This is a genomic window from Dactylosporangium sp. NPDC000244 (assembly GCF_040300725.1).
GTDB lineage: Bacteria > Actinomycetota > Actinomycetes > Mycobacteriales > Micromonosporaceae > Dactylosporangium.
The window spans coordinates 82,463-107,741 of sequence record NZ_JBEPEH010000028.1; the positions used below are offsets into that span (position 1 = coordinate 82,463).

Consider the following 25,279-nt stretch of genomic DNA (forward strand, 5'->3'; position numbering starts at 1 on the left):
ACGCTTCCTCGGGGTTTAACCGATCCACCCCGGGCGGGGTGACGGTGTCCGGCCGTCCTCGTTGACGTCCGCGATCAGCTCCGGGAACACCTTGCCCACCTTTCGCACCAGATAATCGCCGTAGGTGCCGGTAAATGCGCGCAGATCCTGGCCGTCCCACCGGCGGGGGCCGCCCGTCGCGGTGCGGCCCGGCAGCGGGGGGACCTCGGCGGTGAAGTCCGGGTCGAAGAAGAACGGAAACGACAGGCGCTCGTTGCCGCTGGTGTTGCGCACGCGGTGGGGCGTGGAGCGGTACCAGCCGCCGGTCATCCGGTCGAGCATGTCGCCGATGTTGCACACGAACGTCCCCGGGATCGGCGGCGCGTCGATCCAGCCGTCGTCCCCGTCCGGGCGCCGCACCTGCAGGCCGCCGTTGTCGTCCTGCAGCAGGAGCGTGAGCAGCCCGTAGTCGGTGTGCTCGCCGACGCCCCAGTCGGAGCTGCCGGGCGGGCTGGGCGGGTAGTGGAAGATGCGGAACAGCACCGTGGGGTCCGCGGTGTACCCGGTCGCGAAGTACTCCGCGTCCAGGCCGAGGCTCTGGGCCACTCCGCGCAGCACGGCTTGGGCGGTGCCCGTGAGCGCGTCGATGTAGCGCAGCACCGTCTCGCGCAGCTCGGGCACCCGGGCCGGGAACAGGTTCGCGCCGTGCAGCGGCAGCCGGGCCCGCACCTGGGGGGCGTCGGGGCCGAGCTCGGTGCCGAAGTACAGGCCCTCCTTGCGGTCCGGCACCCCGGAGGTGAGCTCGGCACCGACCGGGAAGAACCCGCGCCAGGCCCGGCCGCCGCGGGCCATGGCGATCTCGAGCTTCTCGGCCTCGGGGAGGGCGAAGAAGGTCCGCGCGGCCGCGTCGAGCCGCGCGATGAGGTCCGGGTCCACGCCGTGGCCGGACACGTAGAAGAAGCCGCTGGCCCGGCAGGCCGCCTCGATCTCGCGGGCGGCGTGATCGTCCCGGCCGTCGCGGGCCAGGCCGGTGATGTCGATGACCGGAAGTGTGTTCACCCGGTCGAGGCTAGGTGTCAACTCCGGTTGACGATCGGGAGTATCGTCAACTAGTGTTGACGCATGACGGAGGCCAATGACCTCGCGGAGGCGGCGGCAAGCGCCGACCCGCGCATCGGGCTGCGGGCGGCGGTCGCGCTGCGGCGCCTCGCCGACGCGCTCGAGGTGCTGCAGGTCGACAACGCGCGCCGGCAGGGCTGGTCGTGGCAGGAGATCGCCGACGCGCTGGACGTGACGCGCCAGGCGGTGCACAAGAAGCACGCCGGCCGGGCCGTGCCGAGGCAGGAGGGGTAGATGTTCGAGCGGTTCACCGACCGGGCCCGCACCGTGGTGCGCCTGGCCAAGACCGAGGCCGACGACCTGGGCCACCCGGTGATCGGCACCGAGCACCTGGTGCTGGCGCTGCTCGCCGAGGAGGGCGGGATCGCCCGCGGCGTGCTCGACGGGGCCGGGATCGTCCACGCCGAGGTGCGCGCGGCGGTCGAGGCCGGGGACGACGCGGCCGCGCTGCGCTCGATCGGCATCGACCTCGCCGCGGTGCGGGCCAGCGTCGAGCAGCGCTTCGGGCCGGGCGCCCTGGAGCGGGCCGAGCCGGCCGAGCGGGGCGGCTTCCTGTTCCGCCGCTCGAAGCTGCCGACCCGGTTCAACAACGGGGCGAAGAAGACCCTGGAGCTGTCGCTGCGGGTGGCGCTGTCGCTGAAGCACAACTACATCGGCACCGAGCACATCCTGCTCGGCGTGCTCAAGGAGGAGCGGGGGAGCGGGGGGCGGCTGCTGCGGGAGCGCGGGTTGTCCTACGACGGCGCCCTCGACCTCGTCCGGGCCGCCCTGCGTGACGCCGCATGACGGTGCTCACCACGCGCGCGCTGAACCGGGCGCTGCTGGCCCGGCAGCTGCTGCTGGAGCGGGCCGCGCTGGCGGTGCCGGACGCGCTGGAGCGGATGGGCGGGCTGCAGGCGCAGTATGCGCCCTCGATGTACATCGGCCTGTGGACCCGGGTCGCGGACCTGGAACGTTCGACGGTGACGCGCCTGCTGGAGGAGCGCGCGGTGGTCCAGGCCACCGTCCTGCGGGGGACGATCCACCTCGTGTCGCGGGCTGACTTCTGGCCCCTCGTGGAGGCCGTGCGGGAGACCCGCTACCCGGTCGATCCGAAGCTGCGGGACGACATCGCCGAGGCGGCCCGGCTCCTGGCCCGCGGCCCGCTGCGGCGCACCGATCTCGGGCCGGGCGTGCGCAAGTTCATCCACCTGTGGCTCGACCTGGTCCGGGTGCCGCCGTCGGGCACCTGGGCGCGGCGCCGGGCCGACGTCTACGGCCTGGCCGAGGACTGGATCGGCCCGTCCGCGATCGGCGAGGGCGAGGCCCGCGAGCACCTGGTGCGCCGCTACCTCGGCGCGTTCGGCCCCGCCCACCGCACCGAGATCGCGACCTGGGCCGGGCTGTCCGCCGACGCGATCACCGCCGTGCTCGGCCGGCTCGAGCTGCGCCGGTTCACCGACGAGCGGGGCCGCGAGCTGGTCGACCTGCCGGAGGCGCCGCTGCCCGATCCCGAGACCCCGGCACCGGTACGGTTCCTGCCGACCTGGGACGCCGCGCTGCTCGTGCACGCGCGGCGGACGCTGATCCTGCCGGAGGAGCACCGCTCGAAGATCTTCCATACGCGGATGCCCCAGTCGATCGGGACGTTCCTGGTCGACGGGCAGGTCGCGGGCACCTGGACGCTGTCCGGTTCCCGCGTCGTGTGGGATCCGTTCGTACCGCTGCCGGCCCGCGTCGCGCGCGAGGTGGAGGCCGAGGCCGAGCTACTGAGCGGCTTCCACGCCTGAGCGGTCCTGCATCTCCCACAGGTGGTCCAGCACGTGCCAGACGAAGCGGCGGGCGGCGTACCGGGCCGTCCACCCCTTCTCGGTGAGCGGCCCGCCGTCGCTGGGGGTGCCCAGGACCTCGATGACGGCGTCGCGCAGCCCGTCCAGCTCGGCCGGCTTGAGCTTGACGCCGATCTTGCGGGCGTACGCGGCCTCGGAGTCGTGCACGTGCCCGACCATCTTGTCCCGGTCGCGGCCGCCGCCCCGCGGGCCCTTGCGCAGCTCCTCGGGGGCCTCGGCGGAGTACGCGTCGAAGGCCTCCCACGCGGCGCGCAGCAGCTTGGTGTGGCGGGCCGCGACCGCCGCGGTGACCGCCCGGCCGTCAGCCTCGGGCCGGCCGTCGGGGGCGCCGAACTCGGTCGTCGCCGTGCCCGGCACCCGCTCGGCCACGCTGAGCCGCGGCGCCGCGGGGAACGTGAACCCGGCGGCGGTGGCGATGGGGGCGTAGCGGGCGCCGTACGCGCGCAGTGCCTCGATCGCGTCCTGCTCGCTCTTGCCGAACCGTCCCCAGCCGGGCCAGTCGAGGCTCCCGGCGAAGACCTTCTTCATGCCCGTCTCAAGGTAGATCTCGGCCATGCTGTGACCTTAAGCCGCTTTTCTCGTTGATGTACGGCCCCGTACCTAGGATGGTTCATATGCCTGAGCTTGTGAATCATCTTCGCGAGGCCCTGCTCGCCGGCGATGTCGAGACCACGCGCGACTCCAACCACGGCAACGCGGCCGCCTTCGCCGAGGGCCGCGAGGGCTATCTCTTCGGTCTCCCCCCGCTCAAGGCGTGGACCCTCGCCGAGGTCCTCGCGGTCATGGCCGAGCGGGTGGGCATCGACCCCGACCCCGAGCGTTCGACCGGCACCGACGTCATCGATCCGCACAAGACCGCCCGCGCGCTCGAGCGCATGCGGGACCGGCTGCGCCAGGCCGCGCAGCGACGGGAGCGCGTGATCGTCGCCACCGGGCACCCGGCCGGGATCATCGAGGTCCACCTGGCCGTCGCCGCGGCGCTGCGGGCGGCCGGGTGCGAGCTGCTCCAGCCGGCGCCGGGCGCGCCGTTCGCGTCGCCGGGGCACTACATGGGGCGGGAGCTGCCGCTGGCGGTGCGGTACATCGGCGGGGTCGCCGTCGCCGCCGAGCGCGGGATCGCGCTCTGGCACACCCACTCGCCGGACGGCATGCGGGCCATGCTGGCCGAGCTCGACCGGCTCGGCGAGGCGCCCCCGGACCTCGTCGTCGCCGATCACGGGTTCGCCGGGGCGGCCGCCGCGGCCGGGCTCGACGTGGTGTCGTTCGCCGACAGCAACGACCCGGCGCTGTTCATCGGCGAGGCCGAGGGCCGCGTCTCGGTGACCGTGCCCATCGACGACAACGTCCAGCCGTACCACTACTGGCCCGTGAGCGAGTTCCTGCTCGACGGGATCATCGGCGTAAAAGTATGACTCGGGTGCTATGAGGTAAATCGCCCGTGAATCTTGTGTGGGTTCCTTCCCGATGAAAGCATCGGTCACGGCCGATATTTATCGGCTCCGATATAGGGGAGGCTCACGTGAGACCCACCAAGACCTCATCCAGGCTGCTCGCGGCGATCGCCGCCGGTCTGGCCGCCGGTGCCGTGATCACGCCGTCCGCTGCCCTCGCGGCCGCCGACCAGACGGCGCTCGCCGCGAAGTCGACCGATGCCCTGGTCGCCCAGCTGGGCACCCGCACCGCGGGCTCCTACTACGACGCCGGCCTCGGCAAGATGGTCGTCACGGTCACCGACGCGTCGACCGCGGCGACCGTCGAGGCGAGCGGTGCCGTGGCGCGCAAGGTCACGCACAGCGGGGCGGAGCTGGCGAAGATCACCTCGACGCTCGACGCCAAGGCCTCGATCCCCGGCACCGCCTGGGCCGTCGACCCGGTCGCCAACCAGGTCATCGTGTCGATCGACCCGACCGTCCCGGCCGCGCACGTCAAGACCCTCGAGACCCTCGTGGCGAGCCTCGGCAGCGGCGCGCGCATCGAGCGCCTCGGCGCCGCGCTGAAGCCGACCATCTCGGGCGGCCAGGCCATCTACACCGGCGGCGCCCGCTGCTCGCTCGGCTTCAACGTGGTCAGCGGCAGCACGTACTACTTCCTCACCGCCGGGCACTGCACGAACATCGGCGCGACGTGGACCACCAGCAGCGGGTCGGTGCTCGGCACGCGCTCCGGCACGAGCTTCCCGGGCAACGACTACGGCATCGTGAAGTACGCCGCGGGCGTGACCCACGCGGGCAACGTGTCGCTCGGCGGCAGCTCCTACCAGGAGATCACCACCGCGGCCAACGCGTTCGTGGGCGAGTCGGTGCGCCGCAGCGGCAGCACGACCGGCGTGCGCAGCGGCTCGGTCACGCAGCTCAACGCGACCGTCACGTACTCCGAGGGCCGGGTCTCGGGCCTCATCCGCACCACGGTGTGCGCGGAGCCGGGCGACTCGGGCGGCTCGCTGTTCGACGGGACCAAGGCGATCGGTCTGACGTCGGGGGGCAGCGGCAACTGCACCAGCGGCGGGGTGACGTACTTCCAGCCGGTCACCGAGCCGCTCAGCGTGTACGGCGTGAGCATCTACTGACGTGGTCTTCTTGCGGGGCCGGGCGCGAATCGCCCGGCCCCGCTTTTGCTCGCTGGTTGATATGTCGGGCGCTTCGCGCCACGACATATCCGCATTTTTCGCCCGACGGGCCATTCGCCGCTCTTGACCGGATCTCGCGGCGCGCTTTTTGTCGTACCCGGATGGCACAGTTAGGGCATGCGCGTGGGGGTGCTCGGGCCGCTGTCGGTCGAGATCGACGGCCGGCCGGTCGAGGTCGGCGGAGCCCGGCTGCGCACCCTGCTCGCCCGTCTGGCCCTGGAGCCGGGCCGGTTCGTGAGCGTCGAGCGGCTGGTCGAGGCCTTGTGGCCGGACGGCCCGGTGCCGGCCGACCCCGCCAACGCCGTGCAGTCGCTGGTCTCCCGGCTGCGCAAGGCCCTGGGCAACCCGCCGGAGCTGGAGTCGGGCCCGCGCGGATATCGGCTCGACGTCGACCCCACCGCCGTCGACGCCGTGCGCTTCGAGCGGCTCGTCGCCGAGGGCCGCCGGGCGCTGCGGGCCGACGAGCGGGCGGCCGCCACCCGGCTGCTGCGCGAGGCCCTCGCCCTGTGGCGCGGCCCGGCCCTGGCCGACCTCGGCCCCGGCGAGACCGACGCGGTCACGGCCCGTTGGGCGGAGCTGCGGCTGACCGCGACCGAGGACCTCGTCGAGGCCTCCGGCTTCGCATCCCCCGACACGGCGTCTCCAGACTCCGCGGGTTCCGGCTCCGCGGATTCCGGCTCCGCGGATTCGGATTTCGGGGCGTCTGGTCACCCGGCGTCCGGCGACCCCGGCCCGGACGCGAGCGGTCGCGCCGCCGTCATCGCCTGGCTGCAGGAGCTCGTCGTCGCCCACCCGCTGCGCGAGCGGCTCGTCGCCCTGCTCGTGCGGGCCCTGCACGCCGACGGCCGCCCGGCCGAGGCTCTGGCCGCGTTCGAGGACTGCCGCGCCCGCCTCGCCGACCAGCTCGGCGCCGACCCGTCGCCCGAGCTGCGCGACGCCCACGTCGCCGTCCTGCGCGACGGCGCCCGCCCGGCCCGCGGCGGCAACCTGCGCGCGGCGCTGACCAGCTTCGTCGGCCGCACCGGCGAGGTGGAACGGCTCGCCGCCCAGGTCGCCGACAGCCGCCTCGTCACGCTGGTCGGCCCCGGCGGCGCGGGCAAGACGCGCCTCGCCACCACGGTCGCCGGCGAGCTGGCCCGGCAGCTGCCCGACGGCGCCTGGCTGGTCGAGCTGGCCCCGGTCGCCGAGGCCGCCGAGGTCCCGGTGGTGATCCTGCGCACCCTGGTCGCCGGGGGCCTGGTCCAGCCCGAGGCGGCCCGCCGCCCCCGCCGCGGCGACATCGTCGGCCAGCTCGCCGAGGCGCTGGCCCTGCCCGGGGTCCTGCTCGTCCTCGACAACTGCGAGCACGTCATCGACGCCGCCGCGGCCCTGAGCGAGGAGCTGCTGGGCCGCTGCCCGAAGCTGCGCATCCTGGCCACCAGCCGTGAGCCACTGGGCATCCTCGGCGAGACCCTCTTCCCGGTCGGCCCGCTGCCCCTGCCGGCCGCGGCCACCCCGGAGTCGGCGGTGGCGTCCCCGGCCGTGCAACTCCTGCGCGATCGGGCGGCGGCGGTGCGCCCCGGCTTCGAGGTGACGCCGGGCAACGCGGCCGCCGTGGTCGAGATCTGCCGCCGCCTGGACGGGCTGCCCCTGGCCATCGAGCTGGCCGCGGCCCGGCTGCGCTCCTTCACCCCGGAGCAGGTCGCGGCCCGCCTGGACGACCGCTTCCGCCTGCTCACCGGCGGCAGCCGCACCGCCCTGCCCCGCCACCGCACCCTGCACGCCGTGGTCGCCTGGAGCTGGGACCTGCTGGGCGAGGAGGAGCGCACCTTCGCCGAGGCGGTGGCGGTGTTCCCGGCGACCTTCGACGCCGACGCGGCCGCGGCCGTCAGCGCCGCCCTGGCTCCCGGCGGCGCTGCCGGTGCCGGTCCCGAGGACCTGTTGCACGCGCTCGTCGACCGGTCGCTGCTGCAGATCGCGCCCGGAGCCGGCCCCCTGCGGTATCGCATGCTCGAGACGATCCGCGAGTTCGCGATCGAGGAGCTCGGGCGGCGGGGCACGGCCGAGGCGGTGCGGTCCGAGCACGCCCGCTACTTCCTGGAGCTGATGGAGCGGGCCGAGCCGCACCTGCGCACCGGCGCGCAGCTCGAGTGGCTCGATCGGCTGCGGCCGGAGCAGACCAATGTGCACGCCGCCGTCGGATACCTGTGCGAGTCGCGCGACACGGCCCGCGCGTTCCGGCTCGGGGCGGCCAGCGGGTGGTTCTGGACGTTCGAGGACAACCACGCGGAGTCGGCGCTGTGGCTGCGGCGCATCCTCGCCGCGGGGGAGCGCGACCCCGGCGCGGTGCCGCCCGACCTGCGGCTCGTGGTGCGCTCGATGCACCTGGTCAACAGCGGCTTCGCGGGGGACTTCCAGTTCGACCGGGCGGAGCTGGACGACCTGATCGCCGAGTCCTTGGCGGTGCCGCCCGGCGGGCACCCGTTCGTCGAGCTCGTCGCGCCGGTGGTGTCGCTGTTCCGCGACGACAGCGAGCACGGCACCGCGCTCGTGCGCTCCCGCCTCGCCCGCCCGGTCGACCCGTGGGCGCGCGGCATGCTGCACTCGGTGCTCGGCCACCTGCGCGAGAACGACGGCGACATCGACGGCATGCTGCACGAGCTCACCGCCTCCGCGGCCGCGTTCCGCGAGATCGGCGAGCGCTGGGGCCTGGCGATGACGCTGGCCTCGCTCGCCGACGCGCGCACCCGCCGCGGCGACTTCGCCGCCGCCGCCGCGCACTTCGAGGAGTCGATCGAGCTGCACCGCCGCCTCGGCATCCGCTCCAGCGAGGCCTACCTGCTCGTCAGCCGCGCGGCCCTGCACCGGCACACCGAGGGGCTGGAGGTGGCCCGGGCCCGGCTGCGCGACTTCGTCGAGGACACCGGCCAGTCGGCCCGGGACGTGTCCCACGCGATGCTGGAGCTGGGGCACCTGGCCCGCGCCGAGGGCGACCTGGTCGAGGCGGAGCGGCTCTACCAGGAGGCCTGGCGGCTGCAGGTGGGATTGCCGCTGGTGGCACCGCAGTACAAGGCCATCGTCATCACCGCCCGGGCCGAGATCGACCTCGCCCGCGGAGAACCCGGCCTGGCCCGCGTCCGCCTCGCCGAGGCGATGCGGCTCGCGCTCGGTGCCCACGACATGCCCGTGATCGGCAAGGTCGCGATCGGGGTGGCCGGCCTGGCGCAGGCCTGCGGCGACCCCGCGCGCGCCGCGGCGACGCTGGGGGCCGCGCAGCGGCTGGCCGGCACCCGCGACGCGTCCAACGCGGACTGGACCGCCCGCCTGACGGCACTGCGTGCGGCGCTGGGCGACGACGCGTTCGAGGCGGCCGTGGCCGGCGGCCTGAGCATGCCCCGGGCCGAGGCCCTGGCGCTGGTCGATCCCGAGTCGCTGCCGGCCTGACACGGCTTCGGCCCGCGGCATACCCCCGCCGCGGGCCGAAGCATCCGACTACGGCACCCGACTACGGCACCCGGCTACGCCTTGCGGCGGTAGGCGCGCACCGCCAGCGGCGCGAACACCGCCAGAATCGCCACGGACCAGATCAGCGTCTTGACGACCGGTCCGGCCACGGCGCCCTGCCCGACCATCAGCCCGCGGGCCGCCTGCATGGCGTCCGCGACCGGATTGACCTTCACCCACGCCTGCAGCCAGCCCGGCAGCGTGTCGGTCGGCACGAGCACGTTCGTCCCGAAGGTCAGCGGGAACATGATCACGAAGCCGAGGCCCTGCACCGCGCCGGGCTCGCGCACGATCATGCCCAGCAGGACGAACATCCAGCTGAAGCAGAACGCCATGAACATGACGAGCAGGCAGGCGGCGAGCGCCTCGGGGAACGAGGTGGTGATCCGGAAGCCGAGCAGGTAGCCGACCCCGATCATCACCCCGATCGACACCACGAAGCGGATCATGTCGCCGATGACGCCGCCGATGAGCGGGGCCGAGCGGCCGATGGGCAGGCTCCGGAAGCGGTCGAAGACGCCCGTCTTGATGTCGGTGTTGAGGCTCACGCCCGTGGGCGCCGACGCGAAGAGCACGTTCTGCACCATGAGCGCCGGCAGCAGGAACTGCATGTACTCGTGGCGGTCGCCGGCGATGGCGCCGCCGAGGAGGTACACGAACAGGACGATGAAGATGATCGGCTGCAGGGTGACGTCCAGCAGCTGCTCCGGCTGGCGCATCGTCTTGATCAGGCTGCGGCGGGCCATCACCAGGCTGTGCCGCACGAGGCCGAACGGGCGCGCCGGGACGGCCGCGATGAACGGGGTGTCCTCGCCGGACTTCGCCTGCGTGGTCGTGGTCGTCACGCCGCCACCTCCTGCCGCTCGCGGGTGAGTGTGAAGAAGACCTCGTCGAGGCTGGGCAGGTGCAGCGACAGCTCGATGACGCCGATGCCGGCCTCGTCCAGCCGTCGTACCACCGCCGTCATGGCACTGTCGTCCGCGACCGGCACCGAGAGCACCCCGCGCCCGTGCGACTCCGGCTGGTTGCCCGACACGGTGGCGAGGATCGTCGACACCGTGTCCAGGTGCGCCGGGTCGGCCGGGCGGACGCTGATGGTCTGGCCGCCCACGATGTGCTTGAGCTGCGCGGGCGTGCCGTGGGCGATGACCTTGCCGTGGTTGATCACGGAGATCTCGTCGGCGAGCGCGTCGGCCTCCTCGAGGTACTGCGTCGTCAGCAGTACCGTCGTGCCCTCCCGCACCTGGGCGCGCACCATGTTCCAGACGTCCTCGCGCTTGGCCGGGTCCAGGCCGGTCGTGGGCTCGTCGAGGTACACGATCGCCGGCCGCCCGACCAGGCTCGCGGCGAGGTCGAGGCGCCGCCGCATGCCGCCCGAGTACGTCTTGGCCGGCCGGTCCGCCGCCTCGCTGAGGTCGAACTCGGCCAGCAGGCTCTTCGCCCGCGCCTTGGCCTCCTTGGCCCGCAGGTCGAGCAGCTGCCCGATCATGACCAGGTTCTCGGTGCCGGTCAGGTCCTCGTCGACCGAGGCGAACTGGCCGGTCAGGCCGCTGATGCGGCGCACCTGGGCCGGGTTGCGCTGCACGTCGTACCCGCCGACGACCGCCCGGCCCGCGTCCGGGCGCAGCAGCGTGGCCAGGATGCGCACCGCCGTGGTCTTCCCGGCGCCGTTGGGCCCGAGGACTCCCAGCACCGTCCCGGACTCCGCGGCCAGGTCCACCCCGGCCAGCGCGGTGGTCTTGCCGAAGCGCTTGACCAGGCCGGTTGCCTGGAAAGCGAGACTCATGACTCGTTCCCCCTGTGGAATGTCTCGTCTGACCCGTGCAGCGTGCACCGGGACGCTGTCAAACCGCGCACATCCGCCTGACATTCGCTGACAGCGCCGAATATCACGCGATTCCCGTATGTTGGACATCGGTTGACGCTCGCCTGGCGCCCTCGGCACCATCGGCAGTATGGCGCTGTTGACCCGACGACTGGTCATTGACCTCGTTCGGCACGCCGGCGCCCGCTGTTCCCGCTAGAGCCCCGCTCGCGGAAGACCCCCACCCGTTCCGGTCATTGCGGCCCGCGGCTGCGGCCACGAGGGCTCAATGTCTGCTTTAATTCCTATCTAGTACGTCCGATTACTGGAGAACCGCATGCCTGTCGTCACCACGGTCGCCCGCGCGACCGATCTCCTGTCGATCGCCCAGGGCCACGCCGCCGACCCGGACGAGTGGGCCTTCGCGCCCCGCTTCGACCCCGTGCAGCGCTGGTACGGCCGCCTCGCCGTCGCCGGCGACCACGAGGTCTGGCTGCTGACCTGGCTGCCGGGCCAGGGCACCGACCTGCACGACCACGGCGGCTCGGCCGGCGCGTTCACCGTCGTCTCCGGCGAGGTCGTCGAGCAGACGGTGCAGGGCGGCCGGCTCGTGAGCTCCGCGTACGGGCCGCGGGAGGGGCACCGCTTCGGCGCGCACTTCGTGCACCGCATCGTGAACGCGAGCGACAAGCCGGCCGTGACCGTGCACGCGTACGGCCCGGCGCTCGCCGCCATGACCCGCTACCGCCTGCACGACGGCCGCCTGTCCGTCGAGTCCGTCACGAGCGCCGGGGCCGACTGGTGAGCGCGGCCGTCGCCGCCGGTCGCGGGATCGACGTGATCCTCGCCGAGGCCCGCTCCCGCCTCGACCGCCTCGACGCCGATCAGGCCCGGCTGGCGTTCGCCGAGGGTGCCGTACTGGTGGACATCCGCCCGGCCGCGCAGCGCGCCCGCGAGGGCGAGATCCCGGGGGCGCTGATCATCGAGCGCAACGTGCTCGAATGGCGGTTCGACCCGCGCAGCGACGCGCGGCTGGACATCGCCGACCGCTACGACCTGCCGGTGGTCGTGTTCTGCTCCGAGGGCTACACGTCGTCGCTGGCCGCGGCGGCCCTGCAGGACCTGGGGCTGCACCGGGCGACCGACCTGGACGGCGGCTTCCAGGCCTGGAAGGCGGCGGGGCACCCGGTGAGCGGCACTACGCTGGTGGGGTGAAGCTCAAGCTCGATCTCCACGACATCTTCAACCGCGGCACCGACATCGACAAGGCGCTGCGCGGGATCATCGACGAGGCGGTGGCCAAGCGGGCCACCCTCGTCGAGATCATTCCGGGGAAGGGGTCCGGGCAGCTCAAGAAGCGGGTGCTGCGGTTCCTGGACCAGCGGGAGATCAAGGCGCTGTATCACCGGGTGGAGAAGGACTCGGACAACTTCGGGCGGCTGTTCGTGCACTTCCGGTGGAACGAGTCTCAGGGCCGTCGACGCTGACGGCGCTCTGTTGACGGGCGTTTTTTTGCCGGTTCAGAACGCGTCGGCGTCGTCGGCCAGGTGGCAGACGGCGACCAGACGCAGGACCGTCCAGTCGGCGTCGGCCCAGTTGACGGTCTCCGGGGTGGGCAGCGGCCGGCCGTGGCGCTGGTGCACGGCGATGACCGAGCGCGCGTACGCGGCCAGCGACAGCGGCCCGACCGGCTTCCCGGCGGCGGTCAGGCTCTCCCGGACGGCCGCGGCGTGCTGGTCGACCTTGGCGAGCAGGAACGGCTGGGCGAGGGCCTCCACGAGCCCGTCGACGCCGACCATGGCCATGACCTGGTCGAGGTAGAAGCGGGCGTCGAGCTCGGCGGTGGCCAGGTAGCCGGCGTCGAACTCGACGGCGGCGGCAGGGGTGAGTTCGTTGTTCATGGACGATGACGCTAGGCAGTCCGCGGGCCGATTTGGTCGTCAACAACCGAGCGGCACCCGTTCATGAACCGGAGCACTCCGTTCGGGCGACATCACGCTATGCACTCGACCTGAACGGCCCCGGCGAAACTGTCGGACCCTGCGTGCAGAATGTGGGCACCCCTGCACCGCTCCTGGAGGACGAGACCCGTGCCCGACGACACCCCACCCCCTGCCTCACCCCCTTCCGCACCGCCTTCGGCCTTCGGGGAGGTGCCGCGGCGGCCCGTGGTCGCGGCCGTGGTGCTGGTGGTGCTCGCGCTGGTCGCGGCCCTGGGGATCGCCGACGTCCAGCCGCCCTCCGCCCGGCCGGCCTCGATCGCGGCGGGCGAGTTCTCCGCGGCGCGGGCGTTCGAGCACGTGGGGCGCATGGGGCAGGAGGTGCACGTCACCGGGAGCCCGGCCGCCGACCGGGTGCGGCAGTACATCATCGACACGCTGACCGGCTACGGGCTCAAGCCCGAGGTGCAGGACACGGTCGGGGTCAACGCGGGCAAGTTCGGCGACGGCGGCATGGCCCACGTGCGCAACGTCGTCGCGGTGCTGCCCGGGACCGGCTCCACCGGGCAGGTCGTCCTCATGGCCCACTACGACTCGGTGCAGGTCAGCTTCGGCGCCAACGACGATGGCGCGGGCACCAGCACGCTGCTCGAGGTGGCGCGGGCGCTCACCCAGGGCGGCGGGGCGAAGCCGCGCAACGACATCGTGTTCGTGTTCACCGACGCCGAGGAGGCGTGCCTCTGCGGCGCCGAGGCGTTCGTGAGCCGGCACCCGCTCGGCCAGCGGCAGTCGGTCGTGCTCAACTTCGAGGCGCGCGGCAGCAGCGGCCCGGCGGTGATGTTCCAGACCTCCGAGGGCAACGCCGACCTGATCGACGTCTACGCGCGCACGCCCCATCCGGTCGGCACGAGCCTGGCCGTCGAGGTCTACCGGCTGCTGTCCAACGACACCGACTTCACCCCGTTCCTGGCGCAGACCCGGTTCACGGGGCTCAACACGGCGTACATCGACGGCTCCTCGGTCTACCACAGCCCGTTCGACCGGCCCTCCACCATGAACCGCGCCAGCCTGCAGCACCACGGCGACAACGCCCTGGCGCTGGCCCGCGAGTTCGGCCGGGCCGACCTGCCGCCGCTCATGCGGCCCGCGAGCGGCGACGCCGTGTATTTCCCGTTCGCCGGCCTCCTGGTCCGCTACCCGGCCGCCCTGACGTGGCCGCTGGCGATCCTGGCCCTGCTCGCGGTCGCCGCGCTGACGCTGCTGGCCCGCCGCCGCGGCCTGACCTCGGTGCCGAGGACCCTGGCGGGGCTCGGGCTCGCCCTGGTGCCGCTGATCGCCGTCGCGGTCGCCGCCCAGCTGCTGTGGACGGTGCTCGTCGCGATCCGGCCCGGCTACGGCGAGCTGCTGGACCCGGCCCGGCCGACCTGGTTCCGCTTCGGCGTCGTCGCGCTGGCGGCAGCCGTGCTCCTGGGGTGGTATGCGCTCAGCCGCCGCCGCATCGGGCCGGTCCCGCTGGCCACGGGCGCGCTCGGGCTGCTGGCGGTGCTGGGCGCCCTGTTCGCCGCGGCCATTCCCGGCGGCTCCTACCTGGTGGCCGTTCCGGCGCTGGTGGGGTCGGTGGCGGGCATTGCGGCGCTGTACGCCCGCCATCCGCTGGTGAAGGTGGGCCTGCTCACGCTGGGGGCGGCGGTGGCGACCCTGGTGCTGGCGCCCACCGTGGCCCTGTTCTTCCCGGCGCTCGGCCTGGCCACGGGCGCGGCCCCGGCCCTGTTCGCGATGCTGCTCGGCCTGGCCGCGCTGCCCGCCGTCGAGCCCCTGTTCCGCGCGACGACCGCGCCCCGGCACCGCCGCCTCGGCTCGGCCCCGGCGGTGGCGGCCCTGGTCGTCGCGCTCGTGTGCACCACGACGGGCATGGTCGCCGACAACTGGGACGAGGGCCATCCGGAGCCGACGCACCTCATGTACGCCCTGGACCGCGACACCGGCACCGCCGAGTGGGTGAGCCTGGAGCAGTCCCCGGGCGCGTGGACCAGCGCCTACGTGCACGGCCACCAGCAGCTCAACCGCCAGTTCCCGGTCCTGCCCGCGGGCGAGCTGTCGGTCGGCCCGGCCGAGGCCGCGAACCTGCCGGCCCCCGAGGCGACGATCCTGTCCGACGAGACCGCGGGCGACCGGCGCACCCTGCACCTGCGCATCGCCTCCAAGCGCGACGTGCGCTTCCTGTCCTTCTACGGCGAGGTCGGCGACCACCGCGTGGTCTCGGCGACGGTCGAGGGCCGGTCCGCCACGACGTACATCGAGGACCAGGACCGCTTCGGCGTCGTCTTCCACGGCCCTCCGACGGCCGGCTTGGACGTGACGCTGGTGCTGAGCGGCACCGGCGCGTACAAGCTGCGCCTGGTGGACGGCAGCGACGGCCTGACGAGCCTGCCGGGCTTCACGCCCCGCCCGCCGACGGTGGGCGTCTTCGGCAGCCACTCGAGCGAGCTCCTGGCGGTGGCGGCCACCCAGACGCTGTGACAGCCCCGCCCCGCCGCCCGCCCGCGCCGGGAAGCCGCGTACCGCCAACGACCGCGGGTGTCACGGGCGGGGCTCGTCCGTGGGGTTGAGGTGGGTGCCGTCGGCGCCCGCTGGTGTCCGGGCGTCGCCGGGCGCGGTTGGCGGGTTCCTTGCGGGCGGCGTTCGGCGGTGGGTGAGGTGTGTGTGCCGTCGGCGGCCGTCGGGTCGCGGATGGCGCCCGGCGTGGGCGGCTGCATGCCGAACTCGCGGCGTGGGCGTGGAGGGCGATCGGGCTGTGTGCGGCCTTTGTTACGGCGGTGATCTCGGGCGGCGGCGCCGAAGGCGGGTCTGGGTCGCCGATGCCGACGCACGCCAGGATGACGAGTCCGGCGGCCGGCAAAGCGAAGCGTCGCGGCTCGGGCGGCTACGTGCCGAACTCGCGGCGGTGGGCCAGGAAGGCGATCGGGCAGTAGGCGGCCACCGTTGCCGAGGTGATCCCTAGCAACAGGGTCCAGGACGGGTCCCGGGCGCCGATCCCGACGCACGCGAGGACGACGAGTCCGGCGGCCGGCATCGCGAAGAGCCACGGCTCGGGCAACCCCAGGCGATGAGCGATCAGCGGGCCCAGGACAGCGAGGACGACCGGCGCCAGCGCCATGATCACCAGCGCCCGCTCCAGGCCGGGCAGCACCGGCAGATCGTCACCACTGCGCGAAGGCGAGGGCGCCGTCGTCGCGAGCCGGGCCGGCCCCACGGTCGCGGCGAGCGTGATGACGACGGCCGAGATGCCGGTGACGAGCCCCCGCCAGAGCGCTCCGGCCATGCTCATGTCAGCTGATGATCTGGAAGGCCCACGGCCACTGACCGTAGCTCGTCGTGTTGACGCCGTGCTGGAGCGAGCCCTGGAACTCGTCCTGACCCTCGACGATCTTGATGACCACGCGGCCGCCGTCCTGCAGGGAGATGCGGCCGTCGTGGACGGCGGCGGTGCAGACCGAGGAGTCCGTGGTGTAGGGGCTGGAGCCCCACACCGTGCCGATGAAGCCGTCCTTCGGGCAGTTGTAGGCGACCGTCGTGCCCGGTTTCTCGTCGTAGTCCGAGGCCTTCGCCGCCCAGTCGACGTTGTCGCGGGTGATGTCCGCCTGGACCTCGGAGCTGCCGCCCGAGCCCGAGCCGGACGTGGAACCGTCGCCGCCGTCGCTCATGAGCTTGCTGATGCCGTAGGCGCCGCCGCCGAGGATCAGCAGCACGACCACCGCCGCGGCGATCAGGACGCCGGTGCGCCTCTTCTTGGGGGGCTGCACAGGGGCGGGCGGGGGCGCGGGGGTGCGGGCGTGCACCGGAGGCGCGGAAACCGGCGGCGTCGGCACGGGAGAGGCCGTGGGGGGCGCGGAAACCGGGGGCGCGGAAATCGGCGATGCGGAGAATGGCGACACGGAAATCGGCGACACGGGAGAGACCGGGGCCGCCGCCGAGAAGGCGGCCGGGGAGATCGGTGCCACCGGGACCGCCGCGCGCGCGGTGGCCGGCGGTGCGGCCGTGGGTGGCGGTGCGGCCGTGGGCGGCGTGAAAGCGGGGGTCGTGAAGCTCGCCGAAGCGCCGACCGCGCCCTGCGCCACCACGAGCTCCGGCTGCTCCACGACCGTCGGCGCGATCTCGAGCGCCTGGTGCAGCAGCGTCGCGACCAGCGGAATCCGGCTCCCGCCGCCGACCAGGAAGACGCCCTGCACCTGGGCCGGGGTCAGGCCCGCGGCGGCGATGGCCGCGCGGGTCGCGGTCACCGTCGCGGTGAGGATGGGGCGGGCCAGCTGCTCGAACTGGTCACGGCCGAGCGGGACGTCGGACTCGAGGGACGGCACGTGGATCATGGTCGAGGAGGTGCGGGAGAGCATCTCCTTCGCCGAGCGGACGTCGTCCCAGAGCATGCGGTGCGAGCGGCGCTCGGCGCTCGTCGCGGGGTGGGTCACGCGCTGCCAGGCCTGCGGGTCGCGGCCGGCGTGCACCGCGCCGAGGAAGCCCACGATGGCCGCGTCGATGTCGAGGCCGCCGGACGTGGCCAGGCCCTCGGCGGACAGCACGTCGAAGGTGCCGCCGCCGTGGCGGACCACGGACGCGTCGAAGGTGCCGGCGCCGAGGTCGTAGACGACGAAGGCCCCGCCCGGCTTCGCGCCGCCCATGGAGAAGAAGACCTGCGCGGCGGCGACCGGCTCGGGCACCAGGGTGACGGCCCCGAGCCCGGCGCGCTGTGCGGCGGCGAGCAGCACGCCGCGGCGGGTCTGCGCCCAGGCCGCCGGGCACGTGATGGTCGCGGGGCCGAGCGTGCCGCCGGAGACCCGCCGCGCCTCGCCGGCCACGCGGGCCAGGACGGCGGCGATGAGGTCCACGGTCGCGACCTCGTGCTCGCCCAGCAGGACGGCCGGTTCGTCGATGCGTCGCTTGGGATTCGGCTCGTACCGCTCCGGGCTGATCCGCGCCGCGTGCACCGCGTCGCGCCCGGTGAGCAGGCCCTGCTGCGCGTCGGCATAGACCGACGAGGGCAGCGTCGGCGACCCGTCGAACAGCAGCGGCCGGACGTGCCCGTCGGGCCAGGCCAGCATCGCCACGGTGCTCGAGGTGCCGAAGTCGACCCCGAGCCGGTGCCCTCGCGCATCCACGCAGCCAATATACGGGCTGGTGAGCAGGGTGTTATCGGCTCAACGGGTCCGGTTTCCGCGCTTGACGGGCGCATCGACATCCGTTAGACCGGCAGGGGTACACATCGTCAATTGTCTATGGAGGACAACGTGGTCCGATCGCTCGTCGCCCTGGTGGTGCTCGCCGCCGCCGTCGGTGCGACCGTCGCCGTCCCTTCGGCTTCCGCGGCGGCGCATGCCACGGCGGCCACCGGCCCCTGCGGGTACACCGCGACCCCCGACGACCCGCCCGCGCGCCCGATCTCGCTGCCGCCCGACCCGCGGCCCACCCCCGCCCGCGGGACCGTCACCGTCACGCTGTTCACCAACCTCGGCCCGATCCCGCTGACCCTCGACCGCGCCGAGGCGCCCTGCACGGTGCAGAGCTTCCTGCACCTCACCCGCCACGGCTTCTACAACCGCACCGTGTGCCACCGCCTCACCACGTACGCGACGCTCAAGGTCCTGCAGTGCGGCGACCCGACGGGCACCGGCGAGGGCGGCCCCGGGTACCGCTACAAGGACGAGCTCCCCACGAACCTGCCCCCGGCCCCGACCGACCCGACGGGCGCGCGGAAGGTCTACGCCCGCGGCGTGCTCGCCATGGCCAACGCCGGCCCGGACACCAACGGCAGCCAGTTCTTCCTGGTCTTCGCCGACTCGGCGCTGCGCCCGAACTACACGATCTTCGGCTCGGTCCGCCCGCTCGGCCTGCACACGCTGGACCGCATCGCCGCCGGCGGCGTCGCCCCCACGGACGACGACCCGGCCCCGGTGGACGGCGCCCCGGCCCGGCGCACGGAGATCATCCTGGCCCTGTAGAGCCGGAGGCGATCCGGGCCGCCCGGCCGGCGGCCCGGAATCGCCGGCCTACTTGGCGGCGCCGAGGGTGTCCAGGGCGGCCGCCGCGCCCGGGTGCAGGGGCACCGGGTCGGTCTTGCGGACCGTCTCCAGCGTGATCCCCTTCGCCGCCGGGTTCGCCTTGGCCAGCTCCTCGCGCTTCTCCACCAGGGTCCTGGTCAGCACGCAGGCCAGGCCCGCGTCCATGTCCGAGCGGACCAGCAGCACGTTGGGCACCACGATCGTCTTGACGTCGGCCGCGGTCCGGTACGTCGCCGCCGGAATCGTCCCCGCCTGGTAGGCCGGGCTCACCTGCCGCATCTTCGGCAGCAGCGCGTCGATGTCGAGGAACCGCACCTTGTCGCCCGCCGTGGTGAACAGGTCGGTGACGCCCGACGTGGGCAGGCCGCCGGACCAGAAGAAGCCGTCGACGGTGGCCGCCTTCATGCCGTCGGTCGTCTTGGCCAGGTCGAGGCGCTGCGGCTGGATGTCCTTGTCGGGGTCGAGGCCCGCGGCCTTGAGCAGGCGCTGGGCGATCACCTCGGTCCCGGACTTCGGCGAGCCGGTCGAGATGCGCTTGCCCCGCATGTCGGCGATCGAGTTGATGCCGGCGTCGGCGCGCACCACGACGTGGGTGGAGTTGTCGTAGATGCGGCCCAGCGCGGCGATCCGTACCGGCTTGCCGAACGAGCCGGTGCCCTGCACCGCGTCGGCCGCGGTGTCGAAGAGCGAGAACGCGACCTGGTAGTCGCCCTTGTCCAGGCTCTGGATGTTGCCGACCGACGCCTGCGTCTCGGCCGCGGTCGCCTTCACCTTGTTGCCCGTCGCCTTGGTGACCTGCTCGGCGAACGCGTTGCCGACGACGTAGTACACGCCGGTGGTGTTGCCGGTCGCGATCGAGATGCGGGTGTCGGTCTTGACGGTGCAGTCGGCCGCGGCCCCCGCCGCCGCGCTCTCAGAGGTCCCCGCGGGCGTCTGCCGGCCCCCGCAGCCGGCCACCCCCATCAGCAGCACTGCCGTCGCGCACAACGCGTTCAGGGTTCGCGGCAAGGTCAGGGTTCGCACGTGAGCTCCTTCGCGGTGAGAGAAACACGAGCAGCCCCGCCAGCGCGAGCAGCACCACGCCGGCGGCGACGGTCCACAGGTCGAGCCACAGCAGCGCGCCGGCGGCCAGTCCGGCGAGCACTCGCGGTACCACGGAAGCCACCCCGATGCCGGTGAACCACCCGCCGGCGGCGACGGACAGGGCCAGCACCCCCACGGCCGAGGCGGCCAGCGCGAACGTGACCCGGTCCCAGCCGCCGATGCCGAGCAGCCCCTGCCCGGCCGGGGTCACCACGAAGGCGATCGGGACCAGGTAGGCCGGCAGCGCGTACCGCAGCGTCTGCCACATCGTCGGGAACACCCGCCCGCCGGTGACCGCGGCCGCCGCCACGGACGCGAGCGCGGTCGGCGGGGTCGCCTCCGACAGCACCGCGAAGTAGAAGATGAACATCGCGGTCGCGGGCTCGGAGATGCCGAGGTCGAGCAGCGCCTGGCCGAGGATGACCCAGCCGATGATGAACGACGCGGTGACCGGGATGGCCAGCCCGAGCAGCGTCATCGCGATCGCGGCGAAGACCGCGGTGAGCGCGACGACCGCGGTGTGGCCGGTCGCGAGGGCCTGCGCCCAGCCGACCATGAGGCTCGACAGCTGCGGCCCGAGCCCGGTCTTCGTGGTGCTCGCGGTGATGACCCCGGCCGCGGCGCACACGGCGACGACCGGGAGCACCCCGCGGATGCCGGCGGCGAGCGCCTCGACGAGCCGCCGCGGGGTGAGCCGGTGCCGCCGGTCCAGCACCGACAGCACGGCCGCGAGCAGGGTCGCCCACACCACCGCCTGGGTCGCGGAGCGGCCGAGCGCGAGCAGCACGATGATCACGATGAGGGACAGGAAGTGGTACCCGAACCGCAGCAGCAGCGATCCCGCGGCCGGCACCCGCAGGTGCACGGCCCGGGCCCCGAAGCGGCGCGCGTCGATCTCGACGGAGAGCAGGATGCCCAGGTAGTACAGGATCGTCGGCACCGTGGCCCAGCCGAGCACCTTGAGGTAGGACACGTCCAGGTACTCGGCGATGATGAACGCCGCGGCCCCCAGCGTCGGCGGGGAGAGGATGGCACCCACCCCGGCCGCGGCGAGCATCCCGCCCGCGCGCTCGGCGGGGTAGCCGGCCCGGCGCAGGATGGGCCAGGTGACCGCGCCGATGCTCACGGTCGTCGCGGCGCCGGAGCCGGATACGGTACCGAGCAGAAAGCCCGACGCCACCGCCGTGCGCCCGGCCGCGCTGCGGGAGCGCCGGAACGCGGCCACGGACAGCTCGACGAAGAACGCGCCGGCCCCGGAGAGGTCGAGCACGGCGCCGTAGATCGTGAACAGCACGATGTAGGAGGCCGCGACGTCGAGCGGGGTGCCGTAGAACCCGCTCGGCGAGTTGTAGAGCGCGTCGACGATCTGGTCGAAGTCCAGCCCCGCGTGCGCGATCTCCCAGCCCTGGGGCAGCAGGCCGCCGTAGTAGTCGTACGCCAGGAACAGCGCGCACACGACCGGCAGCACCCAGCCCGTGGTGCGCCGGCACGCCTCGACCACGAGCACCAGCAGGGCCGCGCCCATCACCACGTCGAGGGGTTCGAGCAGTCCCTGGCGGTCGAGGAAGCCGTCGTAGCCGTGCTGGAAGGGCAGCACCGGGTACAGGCACGTGACGAGCGCGACGGCGGCGAGGACCCAGTCCCCGGCGGTCGGGCCCCCGCCGAGGACCGGGCCGTCCTGTGGTGCCGCGTCGGCGTGACGTCTGCGGAACCGGATACCCGACGGGTAGAGGACGAACACCAGCGGCAGGACGAGGCCGAGGAAGATGACGAGGTAGTACTGGCTGCCCTGGGCGAGCGGCCGGAACACCTGCCGCAGCACGAGCAGCGCCGCGAGCGCGGCGACCGCGGTGACCCCGACGTCCACCGGGCCGGTGATCCGCCGTCCCGGCTTCTCCTCCTCGAACTGCGCGGCGAGCTCCCGGACCCCGGCATCCTCCATGACGGAGGCGTCGACGGCCTCCTCACGTGGGCCTTCCGTGACCGCGGACTCGTCCGGCATGCGCCGGAGAATACGCGTGTTCATCTATATTCGTAATGCTCTAAGTCTTGGGATTTGGTAGCGAATGTGCAACAACGCGGCATGATGTTGCGCGTGTACGAGTTGGACGTCGTAGCGCCCGACAGCCTGGGCCGGTTCGTGTACCGCTGGTACGGCCCCCCGGACCGCCCGCCCGCCGGCCCCGCCCGGCCCGGCGTCCCCGAGGCCCTGGCCGAGTGGCACCGCCTGCAGGCGCGCTACACCTACCCGCTGAGCCGCGACCACGAGATGCTCCCGCCGGGCGGCCCCCGCTTCTGGCAGGGCGCCACCGACTGGTACGCCTACGACGCCGACGCCCACCGGGCCGGCGACCCGGACCCCGAGGTCATCGAGAACGACGAGGTGCGCACCGGCCTGCCGCTGTCGCGGTTCCTGGTCTACGCCGCCGTCTACGAGGCCACCTACGCCCCGCTGCACGGCCTGGTCCTCATGTCCCCGCCCGCCGGGGCGGTCCGCGCGGTGCAGCTGCGCCTCCGCGAGCTCGACGACGGCCTGTGGCAGTGGCCGGACCCGCAGGTGCGCTACTTCGGCGACGACGACCTGCTGGCCCACCTCGGCCCGGACCGCATCGTGGTCGCCGCCCGCCACCGCGACGCGCTCGGCCGCTTCGACGGCCTCTCCCTGCCCTGGAACTGGGACTCGAGAACGCTGTAGAAGAGAGTGCTGTAAAGCCTGCAATACCGACATGTCGGGCACTTCGTGCCGCGACATGTCGGACTTATCGCCTGTCGGGGTATAAATGCGATAAGTCGTGGCGCGGAGCGCCCGATTTATCGAAAAACCCCGAGATCAGGCCACGTGCACCAGCATGGCGCACACGTCCTCGTCCTCGGGGACGTTCAGCACCGTCATGAGGTGCGACACCACCGCGTCGAAGTCGGCCAGGTCCACGCTCTCCCCGGCGCGGCGCACGAGGTCCAGGCCGCCGCCCCGGCGCCGGGACACCGTGGCGTTCAGGCCGGTGTAGAAGAGCACGCGGTCGCCGGGGGCGAGGGTGACGGCCGCGTCCGAGTACCGCATCTGGTCGACCTCGCCCAGCGGCAGCCCCAGCGGGCCCGAGAGCACGGTGCCCGCCCCGGCCGCGTCGTAGCGGATCGGGGCGACCTGCCCGGCCGCGGCCCAGCGCAGCTCGCGCGTGCCCGGGGAGTAGCGGGCCACGATGAGGCAGGCCGTGTGCTCCACCTCCATCGCGCACAGCATGCCGTTCACCGCGGTCAGGATGTCCCCGGGCGACATGTCCAGCGTCGCGTAGGCCCGCACCGCGTAGCGCAGCCGCGCCGCCGTCGTCATCGAGGACAGCCCGCGCTCGTCGACGTCGCCGAGCACCAGGATCGTGCCGTCGCCGGGGACCGGGGTGGCGTCGTACCAGTCCCCGTCGATCGTCCCGACCCGCTCGGGGGAGCGGCACCGGCCGCAGATCTCGACGCCCTCCAGGTGCCCGAGCTCGGAGTCGGTCGGCAGCAGCGCCTTCTGCAGCGCCTCGGCCGCGCGGCGCTCGTCGGCGAGCCGGTGCCGCTGAGCGGCCAGGGCCTCCTCGGCGCGGCGCAGCCGGGCCTCGATCGCGCGCTCCTCGGTGACGTCCTGCACCGTGCCGCGCACCGCGATGACGTTGCCGGTCTCGTCGTGGATCGCCTCGGCGGTCAGCCGGAGCCGGCGGCCGTTGACGCGCCCGGCCCCGCGAATCTCGGCCAGCAGCTGCTTGCCCTCGACGATGGTGCGCCGCACCGCGTCCTGCACGGCGAGCAGGTCGTCGGGGTGCACGCTCGCGGTGAGCTCGTCGACCGGGATGCGGCTCGTGTCCGTGCCGCGCCCGCCGGCCTGGCCGCGGTGGAAGAGCCGGACGAGCTCGGGGGAGCAGCGCGGCTCGGGGTCGCGCAGCTCCCAGCAGAACGAGCCGATGCCGGCGATGCGCTCGGCCTGCAGCAGCTGGTCGTAGAGCAGGTCGGCCTCGGTGGCGACCCGCCACACCGCGAACACCCGGTCCCACAGGCGCACCGCGTGCACCGACAGCGTCTGCGGCCCGGGCACGCCGTCGGTGCGCGGGTCGGCCCGCAGCCCCTCGAGGCGGCGGGGCTGGCCGTCCTGCAGCACGCGCGCGAACTCGGGCAGCAGCGTCGAGCTGCCCAGCGCCGGATACGCGGCCAGCAGCGTCGCCTCGTCGGGGTCCACCCGCGCCCCGGAGAAGATCTGCCGCGCCAGACCGTTGGCGTACTCCACCCGGAAGTCGACGAGCTGCCCGTCCTCGTGCACCGGGGAGAGCAGCGCGCCCGGGTCGTGCAGCGCGTCGACGACGGTCGGCAGCCACACCTGGGCCGGGGCCGCCTGCCCGCTCTCCTCGCCGGCGACGTGGAACCAGGCGCTGGCGATCTCGTCGCCGATGAGCGTGTCGACCTGGCGGGCCACCGGCTCGAGCAGCGCGGCCACGTAGCGGCGCAGCTCCTCGGCCTCGGGCAGCGCGTCGGCCCAGGTCATGAGGATGCCGCCGATGACCCGCTCGCCGGAGATCAGCGGGGACGCGAGCAGCGTCTCGCCGGAGAACGGCTGCTCGCCGAGCACGGGGAAGCGCCGCCGGGCGCCGGGCTCGGGGGCCAGCCACAGCGTCTCCACCTCGTGCGCGGCGACGACCAGCGGCACCCCCGGGTCAGGGGGAATGCGCGACCAGCGGCTGCGCACCTCGCCCGGCACCCCGAACGTGCCCACGCCGCGCTGGGCGCCGTCCGGGTCGAGCAGGGTCAGCAGCACCGCGGTGGGCGCCGGCCACGCGGTCGGGGCGGTGCCGAGCACGTCGCAGATCTCGTCGTAGCTGCGGGCGGCCGCGATCCGGGCGCTCAGGAGCTGGTGCTGGGACTGCAGCGCCTCGACCTCGGGGGTCCGGCTCGAGCGTTTTCTGGGGGAGGCGGGGACGACGTCCGGCTTGACCGAGGCCGGGGCCGAGCTCCGCGAGCGGGCCACGTGCTGGCGCAGCTCGTCGTCGATGAGATTCACCACATCCGGCGCGTTCGGGTCCGGCGACGTGGTGCCCACGATCGCCGCGGCGACCTCGATGAGCTTGATGTTGGTGCGCTGGCTGAGCCGCACGAGCTGGTCGAAGCCCTGGTCCGGGGTCACCCCGAGCCGCTCCACGAGCACACCCTTGGCCTGCTCGATGACCGCGCGGTTCCGCATGGCGGTGCGCACCCCGGTCAGCTCGGCCCGCAGCTTCGCGACCAGCGCGGCGAGCGCCTCCGCCGGCTCCGCGCTGCTGCCCTCTCCGGGGGCCCTGTCGGCCATGCCTCCGCCTCTCCTGTCCATGCTTCCGCGGCGGGCCGGCTGCGGCTCGCCC

At 73.6% G+C, this 25,279-nt stretch carries 22 protein-coding genes; 12 read left to right on the top strand and 10 right to left on the bottom strand.

Annotated elements, in window-relative coordinates:
• Positions 1–15: 15 nt before the first annotated feature.
• Positions 16–1,038 carry an isopenicillin N synthase family dioxygenase gene (locus tag ABT369_RS35355; protein WP_350618681.1) on the bottom strand — a complete coding sequence of 341 codons (1,023 nt, stop codon included), beginning with the start codon at positions 1,036–1,038 and terminating at the stop codon, positions 16–18.
• Positions 1,039–1,101: 63 nt separating this feature from the next.
• Here ABT369_RS35355 and ABT369_RS35360 point away from each other — a divergent pair, with 63 nt between their 5' ends.
• From ABT369_RS35360 to ABT369_RS35370, 3 genes are read left to right on the top strand one after another with little or no spacing between them, the layout of a single operon-like run.
• Positions 1,102–1,332, top strand: coding sequence for a helix-turn-helix domain-containing protein (locus tag ABT369_RS35360; RefSeq protein WP_350618683.1), 231 nt, complete (start codon positions 1,102–1,104; stop codon positions 1,330–1,332).
• A complete protein-coding gene (locus tag ABT369_RS35365) occupies positions 1,333–1,884 on the top strand; it encodes a Clp protease N-terminal domain-containing protein (protein WP_350618685.1) in 552 nt (183 codons plus the stop codon).
• Entirely contained in the window at positions 1,881–2,867 is a 987-nt protein-coding gene (locus tag ABT369_RS35370) for a winged helix DNA-binding domain-containing protein (protein ID WP_350618687.1), read from the top strand. Before ABT369_RS35365 ends, ABT369_RS35370 begins: the two co-directional genes overlap by 4 nt.
• On the opposite strand, the gene ABT369_RS35375 is transcribed toward ABT369_RS35370, so the two are convergent.
• On the bottom strand, positions 2,844–3,482 hold the full coding sequence (locus ABT369_RS35375) for a hypothetical protein (protein WP_350618689.1): 639 nt from the start codon (positions 3,480–3,482) through the stop codon (positions 2,844–2,846). The genes ABT369_RS35370 and ABT369_RS35375 overlap by 24 nt on opposite strands.
• 59 nt (positions 3,483–3,541) lie before the next feature.
• Between ABT369_RS35375 and ABT369_RS35380 the strand changes: the two genes are divergently transcribed.
• From ABT369_RS35380 to ABT369_RS35390, 3 genes are all read left to right on the top strand, one after another.
• The gene (locus tag ABT369_RS35380; protein WP_350618691.1) at positions 3,542–4,339 is read left to right on the top strand and encodes a phosphatase; all 798 of its coding nucleotides are present in this window, start codon (positions 3,542–3,544) and stop codon (positions 4,337–4,339) included.
• Positions 4,340–4,446: 107 nt separating this feature from the next.
• Positions 4,447–5,493 carry a S1 family peptidase gene (locus tag ABT369_RS35385; RefSeq protein WP_350618693.1) on the top strand — a complete coding sequence of 349 codons (1,047 nt, stop codon included), beginning with the start codon at positions 4,447–4,449 and terminating at the stop codon, positions 5,491–5,493.
• A gap of 177 nt (positions 5,494–5,670) precedes the next feature.
• Positions 5,671–8,976, top strand: coding sequence for an AfsR/SARP family transcriptional regulator (locus tag ABT369_RS35390; protein WP_350618695.1), 3,306 nt, complete (start codon positions 5,671–5,673; stop codon positions 8,974–8,976).
• A 74-nt stretch (positions 8,977–9,050) separates the two neighbouring features.
• On the opposite strand, the gene ABT369_RS35395 is transcribed toward ABT369_RS35390, so the two are convergent.
• Positions 9,051–9,881: an ABC transporter permease gene (locus tag ABT369_RS35395; RefSeq protein ID WP_350618697.1), complete on the bottom strand. Its 831-nt coding sequence runs from the start codon at positions 9,879–9,881 to the stop codon at positions 9,051–9,053.
• Positions 9,878–10,822 (bottom strand): ATP-binding cassette domain-containing protein, encoded by a 945-nt coding sequence (locus tag ABT369_RS35400; protein WP_350618699.1) that lies wholly within the window; start codon positions 10,820–10,822, stop codon positions 9,878–9,880. Before ABT369_RS35400 ends, ABT369_RS35395 begins: the two co-directional genes overlap by 4 nt.
• 355 nt (positions 10,823–11,177) lie before the next feature.
• Between ABT369_RS35400 and ABT369_RS35405 the strand changes: the two genes are divergently transcribed.
• Genes ABT369_RS35405 through ABT369_RS35415 form a run of 3 tightly spaced genes read left to right on the top strand, consistent with a single transcriptional unit; the run spans position 11,178 to position 12,327 of the window.
• Positions 11,178–11,645 (top strand): cysteine dioxygenase, encoded by a 468-nt coding sequence (locus ABT369_RS35405; RefSeq protein WP_350618701.1) that lies wholly within the window; start codon positions 11,178–11,180, stop codon positions 11,643–11,645.
• The gene (locus ABT369_RS35410) at positions 11,639–12,055 is read left to right on the top strand and encodes a rhodanese-like domain-containing protein (protein ID WP_350618825.1); all 417 of its coding nucleotides are present in this window, start codon (positions 11,639–11,641) and stop codon (positions 12,053–12,055) included. Before ABT369_RS35405 ends, ABT369_RS35410 begins: the two co-directional genes overlap by 7 nt.
• The gene (locus ABT369_RS35415) at positions 12,052–12,327 is read left to right on the top strand and encodes a Smr/MutS family protein (RefSeq protein ID WP_350618703.1); all 276 of its coding nucleotides are present in this window, start codon (positions 12,052–12,054) and stop codon (positions 12,325–12,327) included. Before ABT369_RS35410 ends, ABT369_RS35415 begins: the two co-directional genes overlap by 4 nt.
• 33 nt (positions 12,328–12,360) lie before the next feature.
• Here ABT369_RS35415 and ABT369_RS35420 read toward each other — a convergent pair whose 3' ends face one another.
• Positions 12,361–12,741: a DUF6401 family natural product biosynthesis protein gene (locus ABT369_RS35420; protein WP_350618705.1), complete on the bottom strand. Its 381-nt coding sequence runs from the start codon at positions 12,739–12,741 to the stop codon at positions 12,361–12,363.
• A gap of 267 nt (positions 12,742–13,008) precedes the next feature.
• On the opposite strand from ABT369_RS35420, the gene ABT369_RS35425 reads away from it, so the two are divergent.
• A complete protein-coding gene (locus tag ABT369_RS35425; protein ID WP_350618707.1) occupies positions 13,009–15,300 on the top strand; it encodes a M28 family peptidase in 2,292 nt (763 codons plus the stop codon).
• A gap of 403 nt (positions 15,301–15,703) precedes the next feature.
• Here ABT369_RS35425 and ABT369_RS35430 read toward each other — a convergent pair whose 3' ends face one another.
• Positions 15,704–16,108, bottom strand: a complete 405-nt coding sequence (locus ABT369_RS35430; protein WP_350618709.1) for a hypothetical protein — start codon at positions 16,106–16,108, stop codon at positions 15,704–15,706.
• 1 nt (position 16,109) lies between these two features.
• Positions 16,110–17,933: an Hsp70 family protein gene (locus tag ABT369_RS35435; RefSeq protein WP_350618711.1), complete on the bottom strand. Its 1,824-nt coding sequence runs from the start codon at positions 17,931–17,933 to the stop codon at positions 16,110–16,112.
• A gap of 117 nt (positions 17,934–18,050) precedes the next feature.
• On the opposite strand from ABT369_RS35435, the gene ABT369_RS35440 reads away from it, so the two are divergent.
• The gene (locus ABT369_RS35440; protein ID WP_502891857.1) at positions 18,051–18,773 is read left to right on the top strand and encodes a peptidylprolyl isomerase; all 723 of its coding nucleotides are present in this window, start codon (positions 18,051–18,053) and stop codon (positions 18,771–18,773) included.
• Between the two features lie 48 nt (positions 18,774–18,821).
• Here the strand turns inward: ABT369_RS35440 and ABT369_RS35445 are convergent, their stop codons facing one another.
• A complete protein-coding gene (locus ABT369_RS35445; RefSeq protein ID WP_350618715.1) occupies positions 18,822–19,856 on the bottom strand; it encodes a TAXI family TRAP transporter solute-binding subunit in 1,035 nt (344 codons plus the stop codon).
• Entirely contained in the window at positions 19,747–21,918 is a 2,172-nt protein-coding gene (locus tag ABT369_RS35450) for a TRAP transporter permease (protein ID WP_350618717.1), read from the bottom strand. The genes ABT369_RS35445 and ABT369_RS35450 overlap by 110 nt, the downstream gene beginning before the upstream one ends.
• Before the next feature lie 93 nt (positions 21,919–22,011).
• Between ABT369_RS35450 and ABT369_RS35455 the strand changes: the two genes are divergently transcribed.
• Positions 22,012–22,611, top strand: coding sequence for a hypothetical protein (locus ABT369_RS35455; protein ID WP_350618719.1), 600 nt, complete (start codon positions 22,012–22,014; stop codon positions 22,609–22,611).
• 135 nt (positions 22,612–22,746) lie between these two features.
• Here the strand turns inward: ABT369_RS35455 and ABT369_RS35460 are convergent, their stop codons facing one another.
• Positions 22,747–25,227, bottom strand: a complete 2,481-nt coding sequence (locus ABT369_RS35460) for a SpoIIE family protein phosphatase (RefSeq protein WP_350618721.1) — start codon at positions 25,225–25,227, stop codon at positions 22,747–22,749.
• Positions 25,228–25,279: the final 52 nt, after the last annotated feature.